The 21,310-nt window shown below is 60.9% G+C and carries 16 protein-coding genes and 5 pseudogenes; 17 read left to right on the top strand and 4 right to left on the bottom strand.

Annotated features, from left to right (window positions below; genetic code table 11):
- Positions 1-12 precede the first annotated feature (12 nt).
- Together THIX_RS23035 and THIX_RS12460 are read right to left on the bottom strand one after the other, a co-directional pair.
- Positions 13-207, bottom strand: a complete 195-nt coding sequence (locus tag THIX_RS23035; protein WP_146748540.1) for a hypothetical protein — start codon at positions 205-207, stop codon at positions 13-15.
- Between the two features lie 725 nt (positions 208-932).
- A complete protein-coding gene (locus THIX_RS12460) occupies positions 933-1,298 on the bottom strand; it encodes a metalloregulator ArsR/SmtB family transcription factor (RefSeq protein ID WP_158540879.1) in 366 nt (121 codons plus the stop codon).
- Between the two features lie 112 nt (positions 1,299-1,410).
- Between THIX_RS12460 and THIX_RS12455 the strand changes: the two genes are divergently transcribed.
- Positions 1,411-2,817 (top strand): sigma-54-dependent Fis family transcriptional regulator, encoded by a 1,407-nt coding sequence (locus THIX_RS12455; protein WP_233224541.1) that lies wholly within the window; start codon positions 1,411-1,413, stop codon positions 2,815-2,817.
- A gap of 444 nt (positions 2,818-3,261) precedes the next feature.
- On the opposite strand, the gene THIX_RS12450 is transcribed toward THIX_RS12455, so the two are convergent.
- Positions 3,262-4,386 (bottom strand): branched-chain amino acid ABC transporter substrate-binding protein, encoded by a 1,125-nt coding sequence (locus THIX_RS12450; RefSeq protein WP_112486473.1) that lies wholly within the window; start codon positions 4,384-4,386, stop codon positions 3,262-3,264.
- A 299-nt stretch (positions 4,387-4,685) separates the two neighbouring features.
- Entirely contained in the window at positions 4,686-5,906 is a 1,221-nt protein-coding gene (gene glyA / locus THIX_RS12445; protein ID WP_233224540.1) for a serine hydroxymethyltransferase, read from the bottom strand.
- Here glyA and THIX_RS12440 point away from each other — a divergent pair.
- From THIX_RS12440 to THIX_RS12360, 16 genes and pseudogenes are all read left to right on the top strand, one after another.
- Complete coding sequence (locus THIX_RS12440; protein WP_233224539.1) at positions 5,859-7,055, top strand: LysR substrate-binding domain-containing protein; 1,197 nt, start codon at positions 5,859-5,861, stop codon at positions 7,053-7,055. The genes glyA and THIX_RS12440 overlap by 48 nt on opposite strands.
- Before the next feature lie 60 nt (positions 7,056-7,115).
- Positions 7,116-7,934 (top strand): annotated as a pseudogene (locus tag THIX_RS12435) (IS3 family transposase); the annotation flags it as partial.
- A gap of 102 nt (positions 7,935-8,036) precedes the next feature.
- Positions 8,037-8,690 (top strand): DUF3291 domain-containing protein, encoded by a 654-nt coding sequence (locus THIX_RS24615; RefSeq protein WP_371412906.1) that lies wholly within the window; start codon positions 8,037-8,039, stop codon positions 8,688-8,690.
- Between the two features lie 263 nt (positions 8,691-8,953).
- The gene (locus THIX_RS12425; RefSeq protein WP_112486460.1) at positions 8,954-9,373 is read left to right on the top strand and encodes a hypothetical protein; all 420 of its coding nucleotides are present in this window, start codon (positions 8,954-8,956) and stop codon (positions 9,371-9,373) included.
- 10 nt (positions 9,374-9,383) lie between these two features.
- Complete coding sequence (locus THIX_RS12420; protein ID WP_112486461.1) at positions 9,384-10,343, top strand: FHA domain-containing protein; 960 nt, start codon at positions 9,384-9,386, stop codon at positions 10,341-10,343.
- Between the two features lie 22 nt (positions 10,344-10,365).
- Entirely contained in the window at positions 10,366-10,770 is a 405-nt protein-coding gene (locus THIX_RS12415) for a hypothetical protein (RefSeq protein WP_112486462.1), read from the top strand.
- 13 nt (positions 10,771-10,783) lie between these two features.
- Positions 10,784-13,918, top strand: a pseudogene (locus tag THIX_RS12410) (diguanylate cyclase domain-containing protein); the annotation flags it as partial.
- Positions 13,818-14,630: an EAL domain-containing protein gene (locus THIX_RS24880; protein ID WP_112488341.1), complete on the top strand. Its 813-nt coding sequence runs from the start codon at positions 13,818-13,820 to the stop codon at positions 14,628-14,630. The pseudogene THIX_RS12410 and the gene THIX_RS24880, both read left to right, overlap by 101 nt.
- Positions 14,555-15,922, top strand: a pseudogene (locus tag THIX_RS23030) (EAL domain-containing protein); the annotation flags it as partial. The gene THIX_RS24880 and the pseudogene THIX_RS23030, both read left to right, overlap by 76 nt.
- Positions 15,822-16,235: pseudogene (locus THIX_RS24875) on the top strand (EAL domain-containing protein); the annotation flags it as partial. The pseudogenes THIX_RS23030 and THIX_RS24875, both read left to right, overlap by 101 nt.
- A 60-nt stretch (positions 16,236-16,295) precedes the next feature.
- Complete coding sequence (locus THIX_RS23805; protein WP_158540875.1) at positions 16,296-16,598, top strand: hypothetical protein; 303 nt, start codon at positions 16,296-16,298, stop codon at positions 16,596-16,598.
- A gap of 44 nt (positions 16,599-16,642) precedes the next feature.
- A pseudogene (locus tag THIX_RS12385) lies at positions 16,643-17,391 on the top strand (IS630 family transposase); the annotation flags it as partial.
- 128 nt (positions 17,392-17,519) lie between these two features.
- Positions 17,520-18,341, top strand: coding sequence for a creatininase family protein (locus THIX_RS12380; protein ID WP_112486465.1), 822 nt, complete (start codon positions 17,520-17,522; stop codon positions 18,339-18,341).
- A 183-nt stretch (positions 18,342-18,524) separates the two neighbouring features.
- Positions 18,525-19,580, top strand: coding sequence for a YncE family protein (locus THIX_RS12375; RefSeq protein WP_112488339.1), 1,056 nt, complete (start codon positions 18,525-18,527; stop codon positions 19,578-19,580).
- Between the two features lie 1,015 nt (positions 19,581-20,595).
- Entirely contained in the window at positions 20,596-20,907 is a 312-nt protein-coding gene (locus THIX_RS12365) for a BrnT family toxin (RefSeq protein WP_112486467.1), read from the top strand.
- Positions 20,888-21,193, top strand: a complete 306-nt coding sequence (locus THIX_RS12360; protein WP_112486469.1) for a BrnA antitoxin family protein — start codon at positions 20,888-20,890, stop codon at positions 21,191-21,193. The genes THIX_RS12365 and THIX_RS12360 overlap by 20 nt, the downstream gene beginning before the upstream one ends.
- Positions 21,194-21,310: the final 117 nt, after the last annotated feature.

The raw sequence follows: 21,310 nt of genomic DNA, 5'->3' as shown, positions 1-21,310 counted from the left end.
AAAGTAAAAAAGTTATACGATGCCGTAGCCCAACGTACAGCGACCCGCTGTTCGCATGTCTAACCGCGTTTGAAGTCGAGCCGCATCCGCGGTGAGCAACTGCGCATCCAGGTCATGGGCTTGGACGATTTGCAGCACTGCCTTGATCAGGGCAGCATGCTCGGGGGCGAGGCGGTAGTAGATCCAGGTTCCATCACGCCGTTCCACCACCCATCCTCCCTTACGCAATCCGGCGAGGTGGCGTGAGACTGTGTACTGTGGAGTTTGCACCGCATCCNGAATCGCACCCTGACTGCGCTTCGAATCGGCCAGGCAGCCGCCGCCAGTTCGAGATCGGCCGCGTCTGCCAGCGCATCGGCTTGGGCGACACGCGCTTGACGCAGTTCTGTGCTCTGCCAAGGGATTCCCAGCGCGAGGCCATAGGACCAAGGCGAGAGGCCTGCCGGTGCCAAGCTGTGGTGTTGCTCGAAAAGGTGAAGGGATGGGTTGGGCAACTGCGCTGCAGTTTCCGTTCCAGCGCGAGCCCGTTGCCATTGCGCGCGAGCGACCTTGAATTGGGGGTTGTCGTACAGAGCCAGCAGAGTCAGGCTGCTCAGATCCCAAGAAGGCAGTGGCCATGGCGTCACGGTTTGGCCATGGGCTGCCAGGAAAGCCCGCAACCCCGCTGCATTCACGTCTCGTGCTTGAAGTGCGGCGGCATCCTGCGCTGGGATGAGAGGCTGGGGTTGGTAACTCGCACAGCCGCCGAGCAGCAGAGCGAACAGCAATACGCCACCCCAACCCGTTCGAAACTGGGCACAGGACGACGCTTTGGTTCTTCGAAACTGGTCGCCGGCTGTGGCACGCATGGAGGGCATGGGGTTGATGGGATCCGTTCGCCACGCATGCTATGCGCGTATATGGGCAATTACGCATATTAGAAAGTAAAAAAGTTATACGATGCCGTAGCCCAACGTACAGCGACCCGCTGTTCGCATGTCTAACCGCGTTTGAAGTCGAGCCGCATCCGCGGTGAGCAACTGCGCATCCAGGTCATGGGCTTGGACGATTTGCAGCACTGCCTTGATCAGGGCAGCATGCTCGGGGGCGAGGCGGTAGTAGATCCAGGTTCCATCACGCCGTTCCACCACCCATCCTCCCTTACGCAATCCGGCGAGGTGGCGTGAGACTGTGTACTGTGGAGTTTGCACCGCATCCACGAGCTCACACACGCAACATTCATCCAGCGTTAACAAGTGGAGAATCCGGTAGCGCGTTGGATCGGCGAAGAGTTTGAAGAAATTGGCTGCTTTGGACATATGCGCATAGAAGCACATAGAAGCTGGCAAGTCAAAGGTTAGCGACCCTCGCCGCGAGTGCATACCTGCCGTTGTACCGCATCGTTGCTTTCAGATAGCCAAAGCCGGGGTCGTGGCCACGGCGAACCGGATTGAAAACCGTCTCACCATTGGCGAGATGGAGCGCCGTTACCGCCTACTCAACTATTGGGCGCAGCACAGCGCATCGTTGGGAAACCAGGGCGCCGTGTTATTCGACAGGCGTGGGCTTCCCGTCCAGGTTAACGAGCATGCACATGTGGCTATCCTTGCAGCCGGCGGCGAATTTGAATGGCCCGCCTCACGCCGCATTCCAGAGCTTGCCGCAGGCACGCTGCGCCGCAGTCTGACACGAGGCACGATCCCGTCGTGGATTCGCCCCGAATGGATCGAATCCATCGTCGATCACGGCGAGCATCTCGGCACGCTCCTGGTGATCCCTTCGCTCAAGGCGTGTATTTCAACACCGCCGACGACCCTCAGCCAACGCCACGCAACTGCCCCATCCGAGGCCAGCGAGACCGAAAAGGATCCCTTCGCCGGCATCATCACATCGGACGCTGCGATGCAGGCCATCATCGCCAAAGCCCGCCAAATCGCGCGAGCTAAAGCCTCGGTGCTGCTATTGGGAGAAACAGGCGTAGGCAAGGAGGAGTTCGCTCGCGGTATCCATGGAGGCGGTGCCACACCCTTCGTCGTCTTGAACTGCGGAGGCCTGTCGCGAGAACTCCTGGCCAGTGAATTATTTGGATACGCTGACGGTGCTTTCACGGGCGCACGCAAAGGCGGACTTGCAGGGAAGATCGAAGCCGCAGCCGGCGGCACCCTGTTTCTTGATGAGATCGGCGAGATGCCGTTGGACATGCAGCCCCACTTGTTGCGTGTCCTGGAACAAGGCGAGGTTTACCGACTGGGCGAGACAGCGCCGCGCAAGGTGAGCTTCCATCTGATCGCCGCCACCCATCGCGATCTGCGCCAAGAAGTGGCCGCCGGCCGCTTCCGTATGGACCTGTATTACCGCGTGGCCGTGACCAGCATGCGCATCCCACCCCTGCGTGAACGCAAGGGCGATATCGCGACGCTCGCTCAATTTTTCCTTGACCACTTCCGCGTCAAACAGGGTTTGAAACGCAGCACCATCAACCCAGCCGTCATCCGGCAATTGGAGTTGAACGCTTGGGAAGGAAATGTGCGGGAGTTGCGCAACGTTATCGAGAGCGCGGTCCTCGTGAGTGATGGGGAAATGGTGACATGTGCTGATTTGCCATCGGAGCTTGCCGCTACCGAGAAATCGACGGCCGGACCGGTTAGCTCTATTGGCGGGGACATGCAAAGTATTGCCGAAGGGGAAAGAGATTTGATTAATCGAACTGTTGCCGCCACTGGGGGAAACCTTACGCTGGCTGCGCGTCAATTGAGTATTGCCAAAAGCACTCTTTATGCGAAGATGCAGCGGTACGGGCTGTCACGTGAAACAGTGCGCAACAGAATTGCCGATTAACAAGCTGTTGAAATACGTTTTTCGGGGGTCGAGCTATGGTCCGAGAATATCCGTGATCCTGCGAAAGGGTCGGAAAGCGCCCAATTCACGGGCGAGATGCGCATCTCGAAACCTTCCACATTGAGCGCTCCTATCGTTTGCGTACAGTCTCTAAGATATTTCAACAGCCTGTTACAGGATCTCGTCAACCTGCGGGCCAACCTGATCATGGGCAGGGGCAGGATGCGGCGCTGGGGCTGAGCGCCGCATCCTGCCCCTCCAGCGTCTTTGTCTCTCGATGCACGACCGATTCCGCCCGGTGTGGGGGATCACGGTGCCCTTTGTCTCCGTGTGATTCCAGAGCGCCCCTGAAACCAGTGGTCTCCATGTGACTCCGACTCTGCCATCGGTGCCGCAACACGATGAGGTGTGACCTCGACAACGGTTGCGGCACCGATGGCAGTCTCATTGCACCAACACCACTTCTTTCTTGTCCTCCCTGAAGGTGGAAATGGTGATGGTCGGGCTCGCCAAATTGCCGTCCTTCAAAAAGTGAATGTCATTCTTGGTCACACCGTTGTAGTCAATGTTGCGGATGAAGGGCAGATATTTTTTCGGGTCTGTCGATTCAGCTTTCATCATCGCGTGCGCCAGCACCATGGTGGCGTCATAGGCATACGGCGAGTAGAGTTGGAAAGCTTTTGCGCCAAACTCGGCGTCGTAGCGCTTCTTCCAGGCATCGCCACCTGGCATTTGCGAGATTGGCGAACCGCCTTCCGCACAGATCGCCCCATTCACAGCGTTGCCGGCCAACGTTGCCAACTCAGGAGTACAAATCCCATCCCCACCCATCAACACGGCCTTAATGCCGAGCTGCTTGATCTGGCGCAGCATCGGGCCTGCTTGGCTGTACATGCCGCCATAGAAAATCACGTCGGGATTGGCCGCCTTGATCTTGGTCAGAATGGCGGAGAAGTCGGTGGCCTTGTCGTTGGTGTATTCACGATCCAGCACTTTCATGCCATCTTTCTGCGCCGTTTTGGCGAACACGTCCGCCACGCCCTGGCCATAAGCCGTACGGTCGTCGATCACGGCAACGGTCTTGGCCTTCATCTGGTTTTTGGCATAGTTCGCCAGACCAGCGCCCAGGGCGTTGTCATTGGCGATGATGCGGAAGAAGGTCTTGAAGCCTTGCTCGGCAATCTTCGGATCGGTCGACGACGGGGTGATGTCAGGAATGCCGGCATCGTTGTAGATGCGGGATGCCGGAAAAGTGCAACCTGAGTTCAGGTGGCCGACGACGCCATTGACCTTCTCGTCAACGAATTTCTGGGCGACCATCGTGGCCTGTTTGGGGTCCGCCTGATCGTCTTGCGCGTCGATTTTCCAGATCACCTTCTTGCCGCCGATCGAGATGTTCATCGTGTTCAGATCTCGAATCGCCATCAGCGCACCGTTGATATTGTCCTGGCCCTGAGAGGCCTGCGGGCCTGACATGGGCGCGGCGCTTCCAATCAAAACGGTTGCGTCTTGCGCATAGGCAGTACCGATGGCGAGTGACAGAACCAGCATGGCGTATTTAAGTTTCATTTCCGACCTCCAGACGAAAGAAAGAATGTGAGCCATGGATGGCTCGGCGGCTTCAAGCCTCAAGTGCAAGGCCCTTGAGTCGATGAACGGATGTGGCAGGCGGCTCCAGCCGCAACAACAAGCGGTACGCATAGAAACCAGGAATCGGCACCTCGTGACGGCGTGCTTCTCGCCCGCATACGGCCGAGTCGACGGGTGCATCGACCGGCATCTGATCGAACGGCTGGAGGCCAAGACATCACGCGGCCTCCCCCACAGGCGACGCATCGGCTCGCTGGCTCACGATCTGTTGCACCCGATCAGCGCATGTAGTGCAAACCACTGAAGCGCCGTCGAAAAGCGGAAACCTCGGACGCAACCCCATCAGGATCTCCAGTCAGAGCCCGGGCAACCAGGGATGCCAACTCGGTCATGTCGGGCGCCCCCATGCCCAGTCGCACGATCTCCGGCACACCAAAACGCAGGCCGTTGAGATCGCCCTCCACGACAGGCCATGGCAAACCAATGCCGCAGGCCAGCAAATTGGCGCGACGCAAGCGCTTGGCGGCTGTTTGGCCACCACCAAAACGCGCCGCCTCGACGGCCAATTGATGCGACTGGGTGTAGCCTCTGGATCGGGCAAAGACGGGCAGGCCCTGGGCGTCCAGGGCCTCGGCCAGCGCATGGGCGGTGCGTTTCATGGCCTGGCCGTAGGCGAGGCCAAAGGCCTTCCAGTCAAGCAGGCTCACAGCCAGCGCTGCGGTCTTGCCAGCATCAAAATTGGCCGTCAAGCCCGGGTAGGCTATGGCATCCAGCCGTTCGGCCAGGGCCGCGTTGTCGCTCACAATCAGCCCGCCTGGCGGTCCACCCAAGCTCTTGTAAGTGCTCATCGTCATCACATGCGCCCCCTCGGCCAGGGGCTGCTGCCAGGCTTGTCCTGCAATCATGCCGCTCAGGTGCGCGGCGTCGAACAACACATAAGCGCCGACCGCATCCGCAATCTCACGTATGGCGCTGACCGGGTGGGGGAAAAGGTTCAGGCTGCCACCGATGGTGAGCAGTTTCGGCTTCACCTCGCGTGCCAAGATGCGCAGCGCGGCGACATCCACCGTGTAACCGTCAGCATGCACCGGGGCCGGCACGGTTTTCAGCCCGTACAGGCCGGCCGCACCCGCTGCGTGATGCGTCACATGACCCCCAATCTCGGCTGGCGGGGCAATGATGGTGTCGCCCGGCTGGCACGTGGCCATGAACACATACAGATTGGCCAATGCGCCCGAGCCCACGCGCACTTCGACGTACCGCGCACCGAACACCTCGGCGGCCAGCTCGGCGGCCATCACCTCGATGCGCTCAATGGCCTCCAAACCCATCTCATACTTGTCACCTGGATAACCCAGAGACGCACGCGAGCCCAGGTGCGCCGACAGCATCGCCTCGGCCTTCGGGTTCATCACATTCGTGGCCGGGTTGAGGTTGATGCCGTCCACATCGTGAATGCGGTGGTTTTCTTCCACCAGGCGGCCCAGCTCGGAGGCCACGGCATCAACATCCTGGTTTGCCGTCGTTTGTGCCACCGTCTGAACCAGGGCTTCGCAGCCGGCCGGAACCCAGGGGCGGTGTTGCAGCAAGGCCGTCATGCGCATGTCCTTTTTGAAGTGACGAATGGTGAAGACGTGGACCAGTATGCGATGGGCCGCCCTCAGTTCACAAACGAGATATTCTTGCGCGGTGGGCTAGAAAATCTAGGCGTCACAACTTTGGATCCCAACACCATGGCCGTTGATCCACCCAAGCTGCGCCTGCCGCCGTACACGGCGCTACGCGCTTTTGAGGCTGCTGCCCGCCACAACAGCTTTGTCGCCGCGGCCCGCGAGCTGTGCGTGACGCCAGCGGCCGTGGCCCAGCAGGTGAAAGCGCTGGAAGCCTGGCTCGGTGGTGCATTGTTTGAACGCCACAGCCAGGGCATTGCGCTGACACCCCAAGGCCGACATGCGCGACCCGCCCTGAGCGCAGCGATGGATCAGATGGGGCTGGCGGTACAGAACCTGCGCAGCGAAATGCGGGGATCCGAGCTGCACATCGCCGCGTTGCCGGCCCTGGGGCAACTGTGGCTGTCACCGCGCTTGCGACGGTTGCACCTGGACTTTCCCGGCGTCCAGGTTTCGGTCACGGCGATGGAGGAGCCGCCCAACTTCAAACGTGAACCGTTCGACATGGGTTTGTTCTATCTGGACGCGCCGCGTAAAGACGTCAGAATCGTCGGCCTCGCAAAAGACCATCTGCTTCCAGTGTGCACGCCGAAAATCCTGAAGACACTCAGAGTCAAAGGCAAGATCCGCCTGCACGGGCAACCCTTGCTGCATGACACGGTGTGGGATGGCGATTGGGCACGGTGGCTGGACGCGACAAGCATGCATGGGGTCGATGCAACAACCGGCCCGCGGTTTTCGCTCTACAGCATGGCTTTGCAGGCGGCATTGGACGGCGACGGTCTGTTGATGGGGCGCGAGTGCCTGGTTGCCCCCTATCTGGTCAGTGGCAAGTTGCGCGCTGCGTCGCCTATTCGGGTGCCTCTGCCCACGGGGCCAAACCTTCTATTGCCATCTCATCGAGCAAGTCACACGCTCACCCAGCAGTTCGTCAATTGGATCCAGAGGTCGTTTTCTGAAGCTGCTTCGACGTTTTGAAATGAGCCTCTCATGAATTCCGAGTGGGTAATCTGATGTCATGTTGAGCCCACCATCTCTTACCGCGGCACCCACGGGGTCGAGCCGATCTGCAACGTGCTGCAGGTCGCCCCGTCTGACTATCGGCACTTTGCAGCCCAGCGGCGCGAGCCCACACGGCGCTGTGCCCGAGCCCAGCGCGATGACACCCTGATCCCGCACATGGAGCGGGTCTGGCAGACGAACATGCAGGTCTATGGTGCCGACAAGGTCTGGGGCCGGAAGCAACTGAGGCGCGAAGGTGTCGCCGTCGCTCGCTGCACCATCGAGCGGCCCATGCGCCGCCTGGGCCTGCGCGGCGTCATCCGCGACAAGGTGATGCGCACCACGATCAGCGATGCCTTGGCGCCCTGTCCATTGGATCGCGTGGACCGCGTCTTCAAGGCCGATCGCCCGAACCAGCTCTGGGCGGCGGACTTCACCTATGTCTCGACCTGGCAGGGCTGGCTGTCTGTGGCCTTCGTCATCGACGTGTTTGCCCGGCGCATCGTCGGCTGGCGCTTGAGCCGTTCCATGCGCACGGACTTCGTGCTCGATGCCCTGGAGCAGGCGCTGTACGCCCGGCAGCCCGAGCGGGACGCAGCCTTGATTCACCACAGCAATTCGCCGCTTGACAAACAGAAGGGCGTCCGAGGTTCCCAGGACGTCTCGATCCGCTACAGCGAGCGGCTTGCCGAAGCCGGTATCGAGCCTTCGGTCGGAAGCAAGGGCGACAGCTACGACAACGCCCTGGCCGAGACGATCAACGGGCTGTACAAGGCCGAACGGATCCACCGTCGCGCGCCGTGGAAGACCCAGGAATCGGTCGAGCTGGCGACCTTGCAATGGGTGTCGCGGTAATGTCGACTTCATCCTCCAACATCAGTCTGGAAATCACCGATGCGGTGCACATGCCTCCGGCACGCGTGTCCTGGCCGCTGATTGTGGCGGTTTTGATACTGCATGCGGTGGCGTTATGGGCGCTTCAGTTCGGTCTCGTGCCCACGCCCAAGCTGCCTATGCCCTCGATCATCCATGTCGAGGCCTTGTCGGTACAACCGCAATCCGTGGCATCCAACAACCATCCACGCACACCGCCTGCCCTGGCGGCAGCCGCGAACACGCGAGCCTTTCCACGCGAGGCTGTCAAGCCCCCTCCACAGCCGCATCAAGCCGCGCTGCCCAGTCGAACCGCCCGCGTGGTTGACTCGAANAGCCAGGGCGCCACTGGACTCCCCTGTGATGGCCGATTTTGTTGCCAATCGAGAGCGCATCAACGCACTCGCCGCAGCCGCACCGGGTTTTATATGGGCGTATCAACCTGAGGCCGGCGATGCCGATGTGCTGCTGCAATCGACGCATCCCATCTTGTTTCATCTATCCGTATGGCAGGATCCCGATGCACTGAGTCGTTTTGTCTACAGGGGCGAGCATGCCGAATGGATTCGGCGAAGGAAAGAGTGGTTCACGGGCTTGGCCCAAACCCATGCCGTGCTGTGGTGGGTCGTCCGCAATCATCGTCCGACTGTTGATGAAGCCAAATTCAAATTGGATCTCCTTCTGAAGAACGGCCCTACGCGAGAGGCATTCGCGTTTAAGCGGGTTTTTTGCCTTTGACCTGTGCGTGCGTGACCGCACGCTGACACCACCTTGATGGCGATCGTGATCGGCGCCAAGGGTCGACTGACCTGCCGACTTCTGAGTGAATCAGCCGCCCGACGCGTTGCGTTCCCGCCCGGGCTGCGCAGCGCCGCGTGAACGATTTCACGCTTTGGCCAATTTTCGGAAGCCTGACGTGCATTGTTTGCGCGAAGTCATCGCTTCTGCGCCGTCCTCAGGCCTAGGCTTCGCGTCACCCATGAAGAAAGAGCGCTTCCCCGATGACCCCGATCAAGCCACGGATTGACGCCGACAATCTCTCCTCGGCAAAGACTTCAAGCCAGCGGTTGGATGGCTGGCTTGCCGAGGTCGATGCGTTGTTGCAGGACCCTCGCGGCCGGTTTCGACCGCGGACCCTGGTGCTCATTGATGCGCAGCGCCCTGAGTCTGATCGCTTGGTCATGCAAGTCGGGCTGGACGAGCAGGGCCACATCAACGTGGCCACAGCCGAGGCACTGTCCGCCGCCACGTCCTACTGGATCGAAGCCATCCCTGGCGCATCCGACGTTCCCGAGGGGCTGTATGTCCTGGAAGGCACGCGACTCGGGCATCGCCCCGATGACGTCGCAACGCCGTGCTGGATCAATACGCTCGTCCCCGCCGATCTGACCTCCGGCACCCCTGCCGCGACGTCACGGTAGGAGCAGACCCATGTTCGAAAAATGGCGAGGTCTGCGTCCGGCCTCTGTGCTGGTGGCGCTGAGTGCGCAGATCCCGGCCACGCATGCGCTGTTCGTGCTCATGGGTGAAACCAAGGCCCTCGCCTTCATGGAACGGACCATCAACCGCCTCGCGCACCGTGCCGCCGCCGCATCCGGGCTTGTCGTCCACATGGATTCCACCTCCCTGCTCGTCTTGTTCGAGCAAGCCGAGCAGGCTTTGCAGGCTGCAAGCGCCATGCGCCTGCACCTGGACCAATGGTGTCAGAACTTCGATGCGCACCTGCGACTCGACCTGGACATGGGGCTGAGTTGTGGTGCCGTGCTGTGCCGCCCGCCGACCTACGAGGGAGAAACCCTGCTCCGCGCCGTCTCCTTGGCCACAGGGGCGAGCGACGGGCAGACTCTGCTCGACGAAGCCGTCGTAGCCCGCCTGCCCGAGACGCTCGTCAGCCAACTCCAGCCTGCCGCCGCAGCGGATACCGACGGCGTGCGGGCTTGGATGGTCGCTTGCACCCAAGCGCCGGGAACGCCGCGCGCCGCACCCCTGTGGCTCAACCTGCGCAGTCCCGATGGGCGTGTGAACATGACCTTCACCCCGGGACGCCCCATCCGCATCGGCAGGGATCCGCGCGCCGACGTGGTTCTGCGAACGGCCGTCATCTCCCGCCAGCATGTGGTCATTGCCTGGCGTCATGGGTCCTACACGCTCTCCGACACCAGCCGCAATGGGACCTGGTTGCAAACCGGGCTGACGGGAGCGGTCACGCGCATCGCCCATAACGTGGGCCTGCTCGGCGGGGCTGGATCGTTGCGTCTGGGGAGGGAGCCTCAAGCCTGTCGGCCGCCCGACCTTCTGTTCAGTGTCACACCGCCACCGGCTGGGCATGACCCGGCGCTGGACCCATCCGGGTCCGGCGAGTCCTTTGCATCGACCGGCCCGTTCGCATGACCGGCCCGCCCCCCGTGTCGCCATGACCCGCCGTTTCAACGATCCGACAAGCAAACTCGTGGACGTCGATTGGGACGACCCCCGCCTACAGGATCTGTTGCGAAAGATCGAAGGCCTACGCCTGGACAACCGCGGCACCTTCAAGGCCAGGCCTGTGCGGCTGCACTTGGGCTGGCACGTCACCTCCGGCCCCGACTCCTCGGGGGTCCCCGTCACCGTGGTGGGAGATTCCGGCCCTGGTGGTCTCGTGATCAAGACCGATTTTCCGCTGCAGCCGGGCGAGCCCGTGACCCTGGACCGAAGGCTCGCCACGGGCGTCGGCAGTCTGCTGCAGTGCGACGTCGAGCGCTGCAAGTCCGGCTCGCGCCCTGAGGATCAGGGGCACGGCGTGTTCATCAGTTGGCTGCGCGTGCACAGGACACGATGAACTAGGCACCGCAATGTTGAAATCGCACGTCAGCCAACTTGTCAGCAAGGAGATCCCGCGTTGGCAGATGCTCCTCCTGATCCTGCCGCTCATGATGGTCGCCGCGTGGGGCGCTTGGGCAGAAATTGGGCATTTTCGGGAAGCCCAGGCCCAGACCGCGCAGGATGCCAAGCGCGCCGCTTCCAGCTATGCCCGAGGCGTTGCCACGCAACTCGATACCCAGTTCGTCGTCTTGCAATTCGCGGCTGCGTCCCTGCGTGAGTCTTCCTCCGACTTAAGCAGACCGGACCCTGCTGTGGTGTTGCCACTGCGCCGTTTTTTGGCACAGCACAACGCTCTTTTCGCTTTCGACATCTTGTCTTCCAATGGCGACAGGATCCTCTGGTCAACGCACCGGCAAAGCAGCAGGCCCATTGCACCGGGCAATCAGTTCACTCCATTTGCGTCCAACCCAGACCTGTTGTTGGGGCCCGTACATGCTTCGTCGCGCGTGGGCACGCATGTACTTCTCATGCGATTTCATGTTCCCAACAACGCCGGAAGATCGGCGTACTTTGTCGGATCTCCCTACAGGCTGGATCCGTTGCTCGCACAAGCGCAGGCTGGCCAACCGTGGACGTTTGCCGTGCGTGACCTTCGTAATGCCGGCTTGCTCGGCGTGTGGCAGCAAGGGCGGGTGAAATTTACCGACGCTCCGAGCACGGAAGATGCCGTTCGCGCCGATATCCCAGGCTATCCGTTCGCGGTGATAGCAAGCTGGCCCACTGCGTTGCCACTGAAGATGTATTGGCAACAGGCTCGAGGGCGCTTGGCTTTCGAACTGGGCACGATGCTTTTGTTGGTCCTCGCGGCAGGGAAAATCGCCCAAATGATTCGTGAACAACGTCACCAGTCCGCCCTGCAGAACACGTTGCTGAACAACGCGATGGTCGGGATTGTCTTGGCCACCAACCGCCACATCTTGCAGGCCAATCACCGCTTTGCAACGATGCTCGGCTATGCCGATCCCCAGGGACTGGAAGGCCGATCCACCGCGATGGTATACGCCTCGTTGAAGGATGATGAGCGGGTCAGTTCGGCATATCCAGCCCTGCTTTCGCAAGGCAGCGTGTTTATCCCGAGCGTCCAGATTCGTCGCCTCGACGGCAGCACCATCGTCTGCGATCTGGCCGGAAAAATCGTTGAAGATCGCAATACCCGCGATCTGTCGACATCGGTTTGGGCGTTTCTGGATGTCACCGACCGACATCTCTTGCAAGATCGTCTGGAACGTTTGGCCACGCATGATGCGCTCACGGGCCTGCCCAACCGCTTCGCCTTGGAGCAGCGCCTACCCCAGGCGCTGGCACGTGCGAAGCGACACAACACTCTGGTCGCTGTGGGCCTGATCGATCTGGACGACTTCAAACCGGTCAACGACACCTGGGGCCATGAATCCGGCGATGGACTGTTGCAGGAACTTGCGCGCCGATTGCAGGGCCTTCTCCGTCAGACCGACCTGTTGGCCCGTCTTGGGGGGGACGAATTCATCGTGATCATCGAGGATCTGGATGAACTGCAGGTGGCCCAGCAACTCACCCAGGCCCTGGCACGGTTGCATCAGGCCGTAGAAGATCCTTTCGAAATCGCCCTGGGACAAAGCGCCACCGTAGGAATGAGCATGGGTGTGGCGCTCTTCCCGCGCGATGGGGAGGATGCAGACAGCCTGATCCGTCAGGCCGACACTGCGATGTATCAGACCAAGGCCCACAAACGCGACCGCACGCATTGGTGGCACCTGAGCAGCGATGGCGACGAGCTGCCCGCGCGCGAGCGGCCCTTCGAGCCTTATGGAGAAGACGCCACCGCTCTGTTAGACAGGATGCAGAACGTTTTTCAAACCATTTCGATCCAGTTCGCTGAGGAGTTCTACACGCGCTTGGCACGTGCTCCCGCACCAGCCGCCATTCTGGCCAACCTGAACCCGCAGGAGATGCAGGCCCTGAAGACGACCCAGGCTGAGCATCTGCGGTTTTTGCTTGCCCCCCACACCACGCAAGAGGCCATCATTTCCCGTGCGCAACGCCTGGGGCAGGTGCATGCGCTGGTGGGCGTCGATAGCGCAACATTGGTGCAGTCTCTGTCGCTGCATCGCGAACTGCTGCATGCAAAACTGAGCGCAACGACCATCACGGCACGCACGCGCTATCAACTCATGCTGGCTGCGGAAAAACGCCTGCAGGACGACATGCAAACGCAGTTGCAGAGCCTGGATAAAACCGTCGAGCAGTACCACTCTGCGCTTGCGGCCGATTTGCCGCCAAGAGAAGTTCTGTGGGCAGAGGCAATGCGCGTGGAGCTCGATTCGCTAGCAGCGTTGCCGGGCATCCTGAACGCCGCCATCGAAGTCCCGGATGAACGGGGAATCTTTCAACTGACAAGTACGGCTGGCTTGCATTCGGATGCGATTCAAGCCATCACCCGACAGTCGCACTATCAGCCCCGTCTGGATCCGACCTCTCCATTAGGGCAAGCCTTGGTCAGCCGGGCCTGGAGAAGCCGATCCGTCTTGAGCTCCGGAGCTTATGGGCAGGATTCTCGATTTGCCGCCTGGCACGCTCAGATGCTGCCTTTGGGTGTTCGCAGCGCAGTAGCCCTCTCAATCTTGGGCGAAGAGGGTCATCCGATTGCCGCGTTTCGAATGTTCGGCGCTTACCCAAATCAGTTTGAATCCTTCTGGATGCGGCAATTTGTCCGAGCTCTACGCCGCCGCTGGGAAGAGATCAGGCGCCGATGTCATCGCCCTGCGGATTCGCACGTGCTGCGCCTTGACGAGGCGCAAATCTATCGGCAGCGGCTCTTTGCCGGCGGCCTGGCGATGTTCATGCAACCGGTGGTGGACTTGGGCACAGGCAGTGTGCAAAAGGTTCAGGCCCTGGCGCGGCTCAAACTGGAGGATGGCACCATTGTGCTGCCAGGTGTATTTCTGCCTCTCTTATCCGACGCGGGGCTCGACCGGCTGTTTAAACTCGGGCTGAAGCAGTCCCTGGAGATTCTCAATCACTGGGATGCCCAGGGGCTGCGCATCGACATCTCGGTCAATCTTCCACCATCCACCCTGCTGGATATCCATTGCTCGCAGTGGATCGAAGAAGCCCTGCGCCAACACGGCATCGCCCCCCCACCGGCTCACGCTGGAACTGTTGGAGACCCAGTCTATCGATCAGCGCACCCAGAGCGAAGCCATCGACCAACTCGTGCGCCTCGGTGTCAAACTGGCGATGGACGATCTCGGTTCAGGCTACTCCAGCCTCAAGCGTTTGTCGGTCCTGCCTTTCGATGCGATCAAGATCGACCAGGGCCTGCTCACCCAGTTGCGCATCTCCCCCCTGGAGACCGTCGGCTTGATCTCCACACTCATCGAGATGGGGCGGGATCTGAATCGGGCTGTGGTGGTCGAAGGGTTGGAAGACGCTGGCATGGTCGAAGCTGCCATGGTTCTGGGTGCCGCCAAGGGCCAAGGTTACGCGCTGGCGCATCCAATGCCTGCTGAAGACGTACCTGATTGGGTCCGCCAATTTCGGATGCCGACCGAGCCTGGCACGATTCACACTCTTCTCGGGACGTTGGCGTACCACTGGGCGGTTATGCACTGCCGCCGCTTGGCGGAGACCCTGCCGCTTGATAACGCGCAGGCCACGCGCCTTTTCGAGGAGCAGGGATGGCAAGACACCGAAGCTGCCGCCTGGAATGCCCAAATTCACGCGGGCACGGACGTTGCCAATGCCTCGCACAAACTTTTGCAATGGCTTGTAGCACGCGTGAAGGAGAATCGAACNGGCCCTTCGAGCCTTATGGAGAAGACGCCACCGCTCTGTTAGACAGGATGCAGAACGTTTTTCAAACCATTTCGATCCAGTTCGCTGAGGAGTTCTACACGCGCTTGGCACGTGCTCCCGCACCAGCCGCCATTCTGGCCAACCTGAACCCGCAGGAGATGCAGGCCCTGAAGACGACCCAGGCTGAGCATCTGCGGTTTTTGCTTGCCCCCCACACCACGCAAGAGGCCATCATTTCCCGTGCGCAACGCCTGGGGCAGGTGCATGCGCTGGTGGGCGTCGATAGCGCAACATTGGTGCAGTCTCTGTCGCTGCATCGCGAACTGCTGCATGCAAAACTGAGCGCAACGACCATCACGGCACGCACGCGCTATCAACTCATGCTGGCTGCGGAAAAACGCCTGCAGGACGACATGCAAACGCAGTTGCAGAGCCTGGATAAAACCGTCGAGCAGTACCACTCTGCGCTTGCGGCCGATTTGCCGCCAAGAGAAGTTCTGTGGGCAGAGGCAATGCGCGTGGAGCTCGATTCGCTAGCAGCGTTGCCGGGCATCCTGAACGCCGCCATCGAAGTCCCGGATGAACGGGGAATCTTTCAACTGACAAGTACGGCTGGCTTGCATTCGGATGCGATTCAAGCCATCACCCGACAGTCGCACTATCAGCCCCGTCTGGATCCGACCTCTCCATTAGGGCAAGCCTTGGTCAGCCGGGCCTGGAGAAGCCGATCCGTCTTGAGCTCCGGAGCTTATGGGCAGGATTCTCGATTTGCCGCCTGGCACGCTCAGATGCTGCCTTTGGGTGTTCGCAGCGCAGTAGCCCTCTCAATCTTGGGCGAAGAGGGTCATCCGATTGCCGCGTTTCGAATGTTCGGCGCTTACCCAAATCAGTTTGAATCCTTCTGGATGCGGCAATTTGTCCGAGCTCTACGCCGCCGCTGGGAAGAGATCAGGCGCCGATGTCATCGCCCTGCGGATTCGCACGTGCTGCGCCTTGACGAGGCGCAAATCTATCGGCAGCGGCTCTTTGCCGGCGGCCTGGCGATGTTCATGCAACCGGTGGTGGACTTGGGCACAGGCAGTGTGCAAAAGGTTCAGGCCCTGGCGCGGCTCAAACTGGAGGATGGCACCATTGTGCTGCCAGGTGTATTTCTGCCTCTCTTATCCGACGCGGGGCTCGACCGGCTGTTTAAACTCGGGCTGAAGCAGTCCCTGGAGATTCTCAATCACTGGGATGCCCAGGGGCTGCGCATCGACATCTCGGTCAATCTTCCACCATCCACCCTGCTGGATATCCATTGCTCGCAGTGGATCGAAGAAGCCCTGCGCCAACACGGCATCGCCCCCCCACCGGCTCACGCTGGAACTGTTGGAGACCCAGTCTATCGATCAGCGCACCCAGAGCGAAGCCATCGACCAACTCGTGCGCCTCGGTGTCAAACTGGCGATGGACGATCTCGGTTCAGGCTACTCCAGCCTCAAGCGTTTGTCGGTCCTGCCTTTCGATGCGATCAAGATCGACCAGGGCCTGCTCACCCAGTTGCGCATCTCCCCCCTGGAGACCGTCGGCTTGATCTCCACACTCATCGAGATGGGGCGGGATCTGAATCGGGCTGTGGTGGTCGAAGGGTTGGAAGACGCTGGCATGGTCGAAGCTGCCATGGTTCTGGGTGCCGCCAAGGGCCAAGGTTACGCGCTGGCGCATCCAATGCCTGCTGAAGACGTACCTGATTGGGTCCGCCAATTTCGGATGCCGACCGAGCCTGGCACGATTCACACTCTTCTCGGGACGTTGGCGTACCACTGGGCGGTTATGCACTGCCGCCGCTTGGCGGAGACCCTGCCGCTTGATAACGCGCAGGCCACGCGCCTTTTCGAGGAGCAGGGATGGCAAGACACCGAAGCTGCCGCCTGGAATGCCCAAATTCACGCGGGCACGGACGTTGCCAATGCCTCGCACAAACTTTTGCAATGGCTTGTAGCACGCGTGAAGGAGAATCGAACGCTCTGAACCGAGCGTTTCGCGAACGGATTTGCTCGTTCCGCTGAAAATTCGGCGGTGGCATCGAGTTATGGACCCTCAAGCGCGTGGGCATGCTCATCGAGCGACTGTACGACGTCAAGTTCGGCCAGACGCAGATCTGGCGCATCCTGGGTGGGCTGGGGTTCTCCGTGCAAAAGCCCGAGCGCCGCGCCCTCGGGCGCAACGAGGCTGCTGTGCAGGTGTGGAAGCGCCAGACCTGGCCTGCCCTCAACAAAAAGCCAAGCGACAAGGACGGCTGATCGGCTTCATCGACGCGTCGAGCCTGAGCGAGCGGCCCACGCGGGTGCGCACCTGGGCACCGAAGGGCTAAACCCCCATCATCCAGTTCCACGTCAACTGGACCCACGTCAGCGTGATGGCGGGCTTGAGCCGCACGAACTGCCTGTTCCGGCTGCACGAGGGCTCAATCAAGAAAGAACAGCACGTGGAGTTCCTCAAGGCCTTGCGTGCACACCTCAAGCAGCCCTTGCTGATCCTCTGGGATGGCTTGAAGGCGCACCGCAGCAAGCTCGTGCGCGAGGACCTGGCCTCCACCGAGGGAGACGTCCAGATGGCGTTCTTGCCGCCATGCGCCCCCGACCTCAATCCAGTCGAGTCCCTCTGGGCCTGGCTCTAGCGTCATGCGCTGGCCAACTTCTGTCCGGCCAACCTCGACGAACTCAACGTCACCGCCCGCAACCAACTCAAGAGCGCACAGCGCCGCCCTTCGATCATCGCCGCGTGCTGGGTCCAAGCGGGTTGTGGTGATGTCGCCATTTAGGGAAAGCTCAATAATCCTCTGCTGATGTTTCGCGGGTAACATCGGTCCCTGGCTCCCAGCAATAGCGGGTAACGCCCCTCGCGCTGCTTGCAGCGAAGTCTTTGTGTGCATTTTTTGCGGATCTTGTCATGCGCTGTGCCCTGGGCCGGTTTTCTGTGGGCGTTGCCTTCCTCTTGGTATCGGTATCGCAGCTCGCGCTTGCGCAGCCGCCGAGAACCGTCTTTCTGGACGACTGGACCTGGACCGAACTCCGTGACGCCATTCAGGCCGGTACCACCACGATCATCATTCCCATCGGTGGCACCGAGCAAAGCGGGCCGTATATCGCGCTGGGCAAGCACAACGCCCGCGTGAAGGCGCTGTCGCAACGGATTGCACAGGCGCTGGGTCAAACGCTCGTCGCACCGGTGATTGCCTATGTGCCGGAGGGCAGCTACGCGCCGCCGACATCACATATGCGCTTTCCCGGCACCATCACGGTGCCGGATGGTGCGTTCGAGCAAACACTGGAGTCCGCCGCCTACAGCTTCAAGGTCCACGGCTTCAAGACCATCGTCTTTCTTGGTGACCACGGCGGCTACCAACGCGACATCCGGCTGGTGGTGAATCGACTCAACAAGGCGTGGGCCGGATCGGGTGTCCGAGCCTTCGTGCCGCCCGAATACTATGGCACCAGTTCGGCCGGTTACGCGCAAATCCTGCGCAAGCAGGGCGTGCCTGCTGACGAAATCGGCACACACGCCGGACTCGCCGACACGTCGCTGCTGCTGGCGGTGGCCCCGCAAATGGTCCGCCTTGATCGATTGCGAAACAGCGCCAAACCCGGGCCGGCCGACGGCGTGTACGGAGGTGACCCGCGCCGCGCCAGCATCGCACTTGGTCAATTGGGCGTCGACGCCATCGTGTCGCGGACTGTCGATGCGCTCAAGAAGGACATGGCTGGACGGTGACGAGCGCCGTTGCTCGGTAGCCGTGACTCTTCAGAACATACTCTTTTCTTTTTCATGGATTCCATCATGGATTCGTCCCGACGTCGCCGCTTTCGTATTGCAACCCTCATCGGGGCCGTGTGGCTTGGTCTGTGCATCGGTGGCGGCGCCAGCGCCGCACCGATTATCGACACGGTCCCCGGTATGCCTCCCGTCGTGAACCCCAACAATCTTTACAGCGAAACAGGCGCCGGGGACCTCAGTCCAGCGATCAAGGGCGCGCTGCCAAGGATTTATGTACCCAATCTGCGCTCCGACGATGTCGATGTCATCGATCCGGCCACGCTCAAGGTTGTTGACAAGTTCCCCGTCGGTCACAGCCCGCAGCACATCGTGCCGTCGTGGGATTTGCAAACGCTGTGGGTCACCAACAATGCCGAAGGCCGCACCGACGGTAGCTTGACGCCGATCGATCCGAAGACCGGTAAGCCCGGCAAGGCCATCCCAGTGGACGATCCCTACAACATGTACTTCACGCCGGACGGCAAAGAGGCCATCGTTGTGGCAGAGGCGCACGCCCGGCTTGATTTTCGGGATCCGCACACCATGGCGCTGCGCTCGAGCCTGCCGGTGCCGCAGTGCCGCGGAATCAACCATGCCGACTTCTCGATCGATGGCCGCTACGCGATCTTCACCTGCGAATTCGATGGCATGCTCGCGAAGATTGACCTGGTGCATCGTAAGGTCGTCGGCTACCTACGGCTTGGCAACAGCGCTATGCCACAGGACATCCGCATCGCGCCGGACGGCAAGGTGTTCTACGTGGCGGACATGCTGGCCGACGGAGTCGACCTGATCGACGGCAATACCTTCAGGAAAATTGGCTTCACCGCCACGGGTGTCGGCACGCACGGTCTATATCCGAGCCGTGACGGGACCAAGCTGTACGTCGCGAACCGCGGGTCCAACCTCATTCACGGACCGCGTCGTGGCAGAGGAAGCGTGTCGGTGATCGATTTCGCAACCCGCAAGGTCGTGGCAACCTGGCCCATCCCAGAGGGCGGCAGTCCCGATATGGGTGGTGTCAGTGCGGACGGCAAGACCCTGTGGTTATCTGGCCGGTTCGACGATGTGGTCTATGCAATCGATACGACGAGCGGTGCGGTACGCACTATCCCGGTGGGCATGGAGCCGCATGGCCTCACCGTCTGGCCGCAGCCCGGGCGGTACTCGCTGGGGCATACAGGGAATATGCGCTGAGCACTGTTCGCTTTGACGGTGGCCGTTGGCTGATTGCCTCCGCGTCCGTTTGAACATTCGCTGGATTCTCAGCGGGGGCGATGCATGTTGCGCGCCCAACCTTCGCCCCGCCGTGGAGGCGCTCCACGCCAGGGGAGCCCAGATGAACATGCTGACTGGTGACTGCTGGGTCAACGCCCCGACGGAAAGCTAATGGAATGGGTGCCCCCACCCGATCCGGCATCGATGTGCCAAAGTGTGGGGTTTTGAGGTCATCACTTCCACGAGAGGAGCATCCATCATGAAGATGACGACTGTTGGCCTGGATCTGGCAAAGACCATTTTCGTGCGACCTGAAAGTCGCTTGAGTCTTTGTTTCACAGGAGTTATATCTCGATGAAACCGGTTGTTCCATCAACCGTTCCCTATCCGGACATGCGAGGCTGGCAACGGCCTGGTGTGAAGCTCCGGAGACAACGTAGCCACCGAGTCATCGGTACGTGCGGCCGCGAGGCCAAGCGGAAACTGCCAGCACTGAGGCGGTAAGGAGCAAGGGACGATCGGCTACGACCAACAGATGTGAACTTCAAATGAACGTCGTGATCTTTGAACAAGCCAAAGGTGCTGACAGGCTTGAACCAAAACGGTATGCGGTCAGGCGTGGTCTCTGAAGACTGGGCCACCATGGATGTTGAACCGCCGGCGAAGCTGAAGGGTCCGATCCGATCTGAGATGCAAGCGGAACAGGGTAAGCCCGTAGCGCTGCCGCTGTGCGGCAAGCCACCCGAGAGGAAGGCTGTTGGTGCTGCGGGTAGAGGAATGGGAATGCAGAAAAAGCGAATGCCGTGCTGTCATGGGGCGGATACGGGTTGCGACATCACCCGGCGCGAAAGCGAGCAGACTTCTGCGCGGTCATTTATGGCGAGAAAACTTGATCAGCGTTGTCTCTGGGTGTGTCCATCCCGACGCTGTATCGCTGGGCGCCGGCGACGGTGCTGGACTTTGATATTGACATGAATGCAACTACAATTACGATATGACAAGTCGCTTGCGATTCGAGTGGGACGAGGCCAAGAATCGCGCCAATCAACGCAAGCATGGGGTGAGCTTTGAAGAAGCCGCCCACGTCTTCCACGACCCGCTACAAGTGTCGGTGCAGGATCGGATCGAAGGCGGTGAGCAACGCTGGCAGACCTTTGGTCTGGTCGGTGGTGTCGTCCTGCTGATGATGGTGCACACCGTGCACGAGGACGATGTGCACGGCCAATCCATCGAGGTCATCCGCATCATCTCGGCGCGGCGCGCCGACCGTACCGAAAGGCAACGCTATGAAGAGCAAAACCGTTAGCCATACGCTGGAGACGCTGCCTCCCCTGACGCCAGCGCAGCACGCCAGGCTCAAAGAGCTAGCCGCCAGGCCGGACAGCGCGATCGACACCAGCGATAGTCCTGTGCTGACAGCAGCGCAGTGGGATGCTGCCGTGCGTGGGCGGTTCTATCGCCCCATCAAGCAACAGATCACGGCCCGCATCGATGCCGATGTGCTGGACTGGCTCAAGGCCCAAGGCAAGGGCTACCAGTCACGCATCAATGCCATCCTGCGTCGGGAGATGCTGGCGGCACGCAAGGCCTGAGGGCCTCACGCTCAGCACCGGCCACCGGCGCGCCGCCGCTGGCGTTCTCAAAACTCAGACGTGCAGCGCGGCGCTATCGAGACTGGATTCCAAGAAGAGCGCGCCCCTCTGGGCGCG

The sequence above is a fragment of the Thiomonas sp. X19 genome (assembly GCF_900089495.1).
In the GTDB taxonomy this organism is placed as follows: domain Bacteria; phylum Pseudomonadota; class Gammaproteobacteria; order Burkholderiales; family Burkholderiaceae_C; genus Thiomonas_A.
The sequence above is the reverse complement of the archived record's forward strand: the minus strand, read 5'-3'. Positions and strand labels throughout refer to the sequence as shown.

Bases quoted from the DNA above. Each gene is read 5' to 3' on its own strand.
- THIX_RS12460 (WP_158540879.1), bottom strand. From the start codon at position 1,298: ATGTCCAAAGCAGCCAATTTCTTCAAACTCTTCGCCGATCCAACGCGC.
- THIX_RS12380 (WP_112486465.1), top strand. From the start codon at position 17,520: ATGCGCTGTGCCCTGGGCCGGTTTTCTGTGGGCGTTGCCTTCCTCTTG.
- THIX_RS12415 (WP_112486462.1), top strand. From the start codon at position 10,366: ATGACCCGCCGTTTCAACGATCCGACAAGCAAACTCGTGGACGTCGAT.
- THIX_RS12365 (WP_112486467.1), top strand. From the start codon at position 20,596: ATGACAAGTCGCTTGCGATTCGAGTGGGACGAGGCCAAGAATCGCGCC.
- THIX_RS12375 (WP_112488339.1), top strand. From the start codon at position 18,525: ATGCCTCCCGTCGTGAACCCCAACAATCTTTACAGCGAAACAGGCGCC.
- THIX_RS12420 (WP_112486461.1), top strand. From the start codon at position 9,384: ATGTTCGAAAAATGGCGAGGTCTGCGTCCGGCCTCTGTGCTGGTGGCG.
- THIX_RS12360 (WP_112486469.1), top strand. From the start codon at position 20,888: ATGAAGAGCAAAACCGTTAGCCATACGCTGGAGACGCTGCCTCCCCTG.
- THIX_RS12450 (WP_112486473.1), bottom strand. From the start codon at position 4,386: ATGAAACTTAAATACGCCATGCTGGTTCTGTCACTCGCCATCGGTACT.
- THIX_RS12425 (WP_112486460.1), top strand. From the start codon at position 8,954: ATGACCCCGATCAAGCCACGGATTGACGCCGACAATCTCTCCTCGGCA.
- THIX_RS23805 (WP_158540875.1), top strand. From the start codon at position 16,296: ATGCCTGCTGAAGACGTACCTGATTGGGTCCGCCAATTTCGGATGCCG.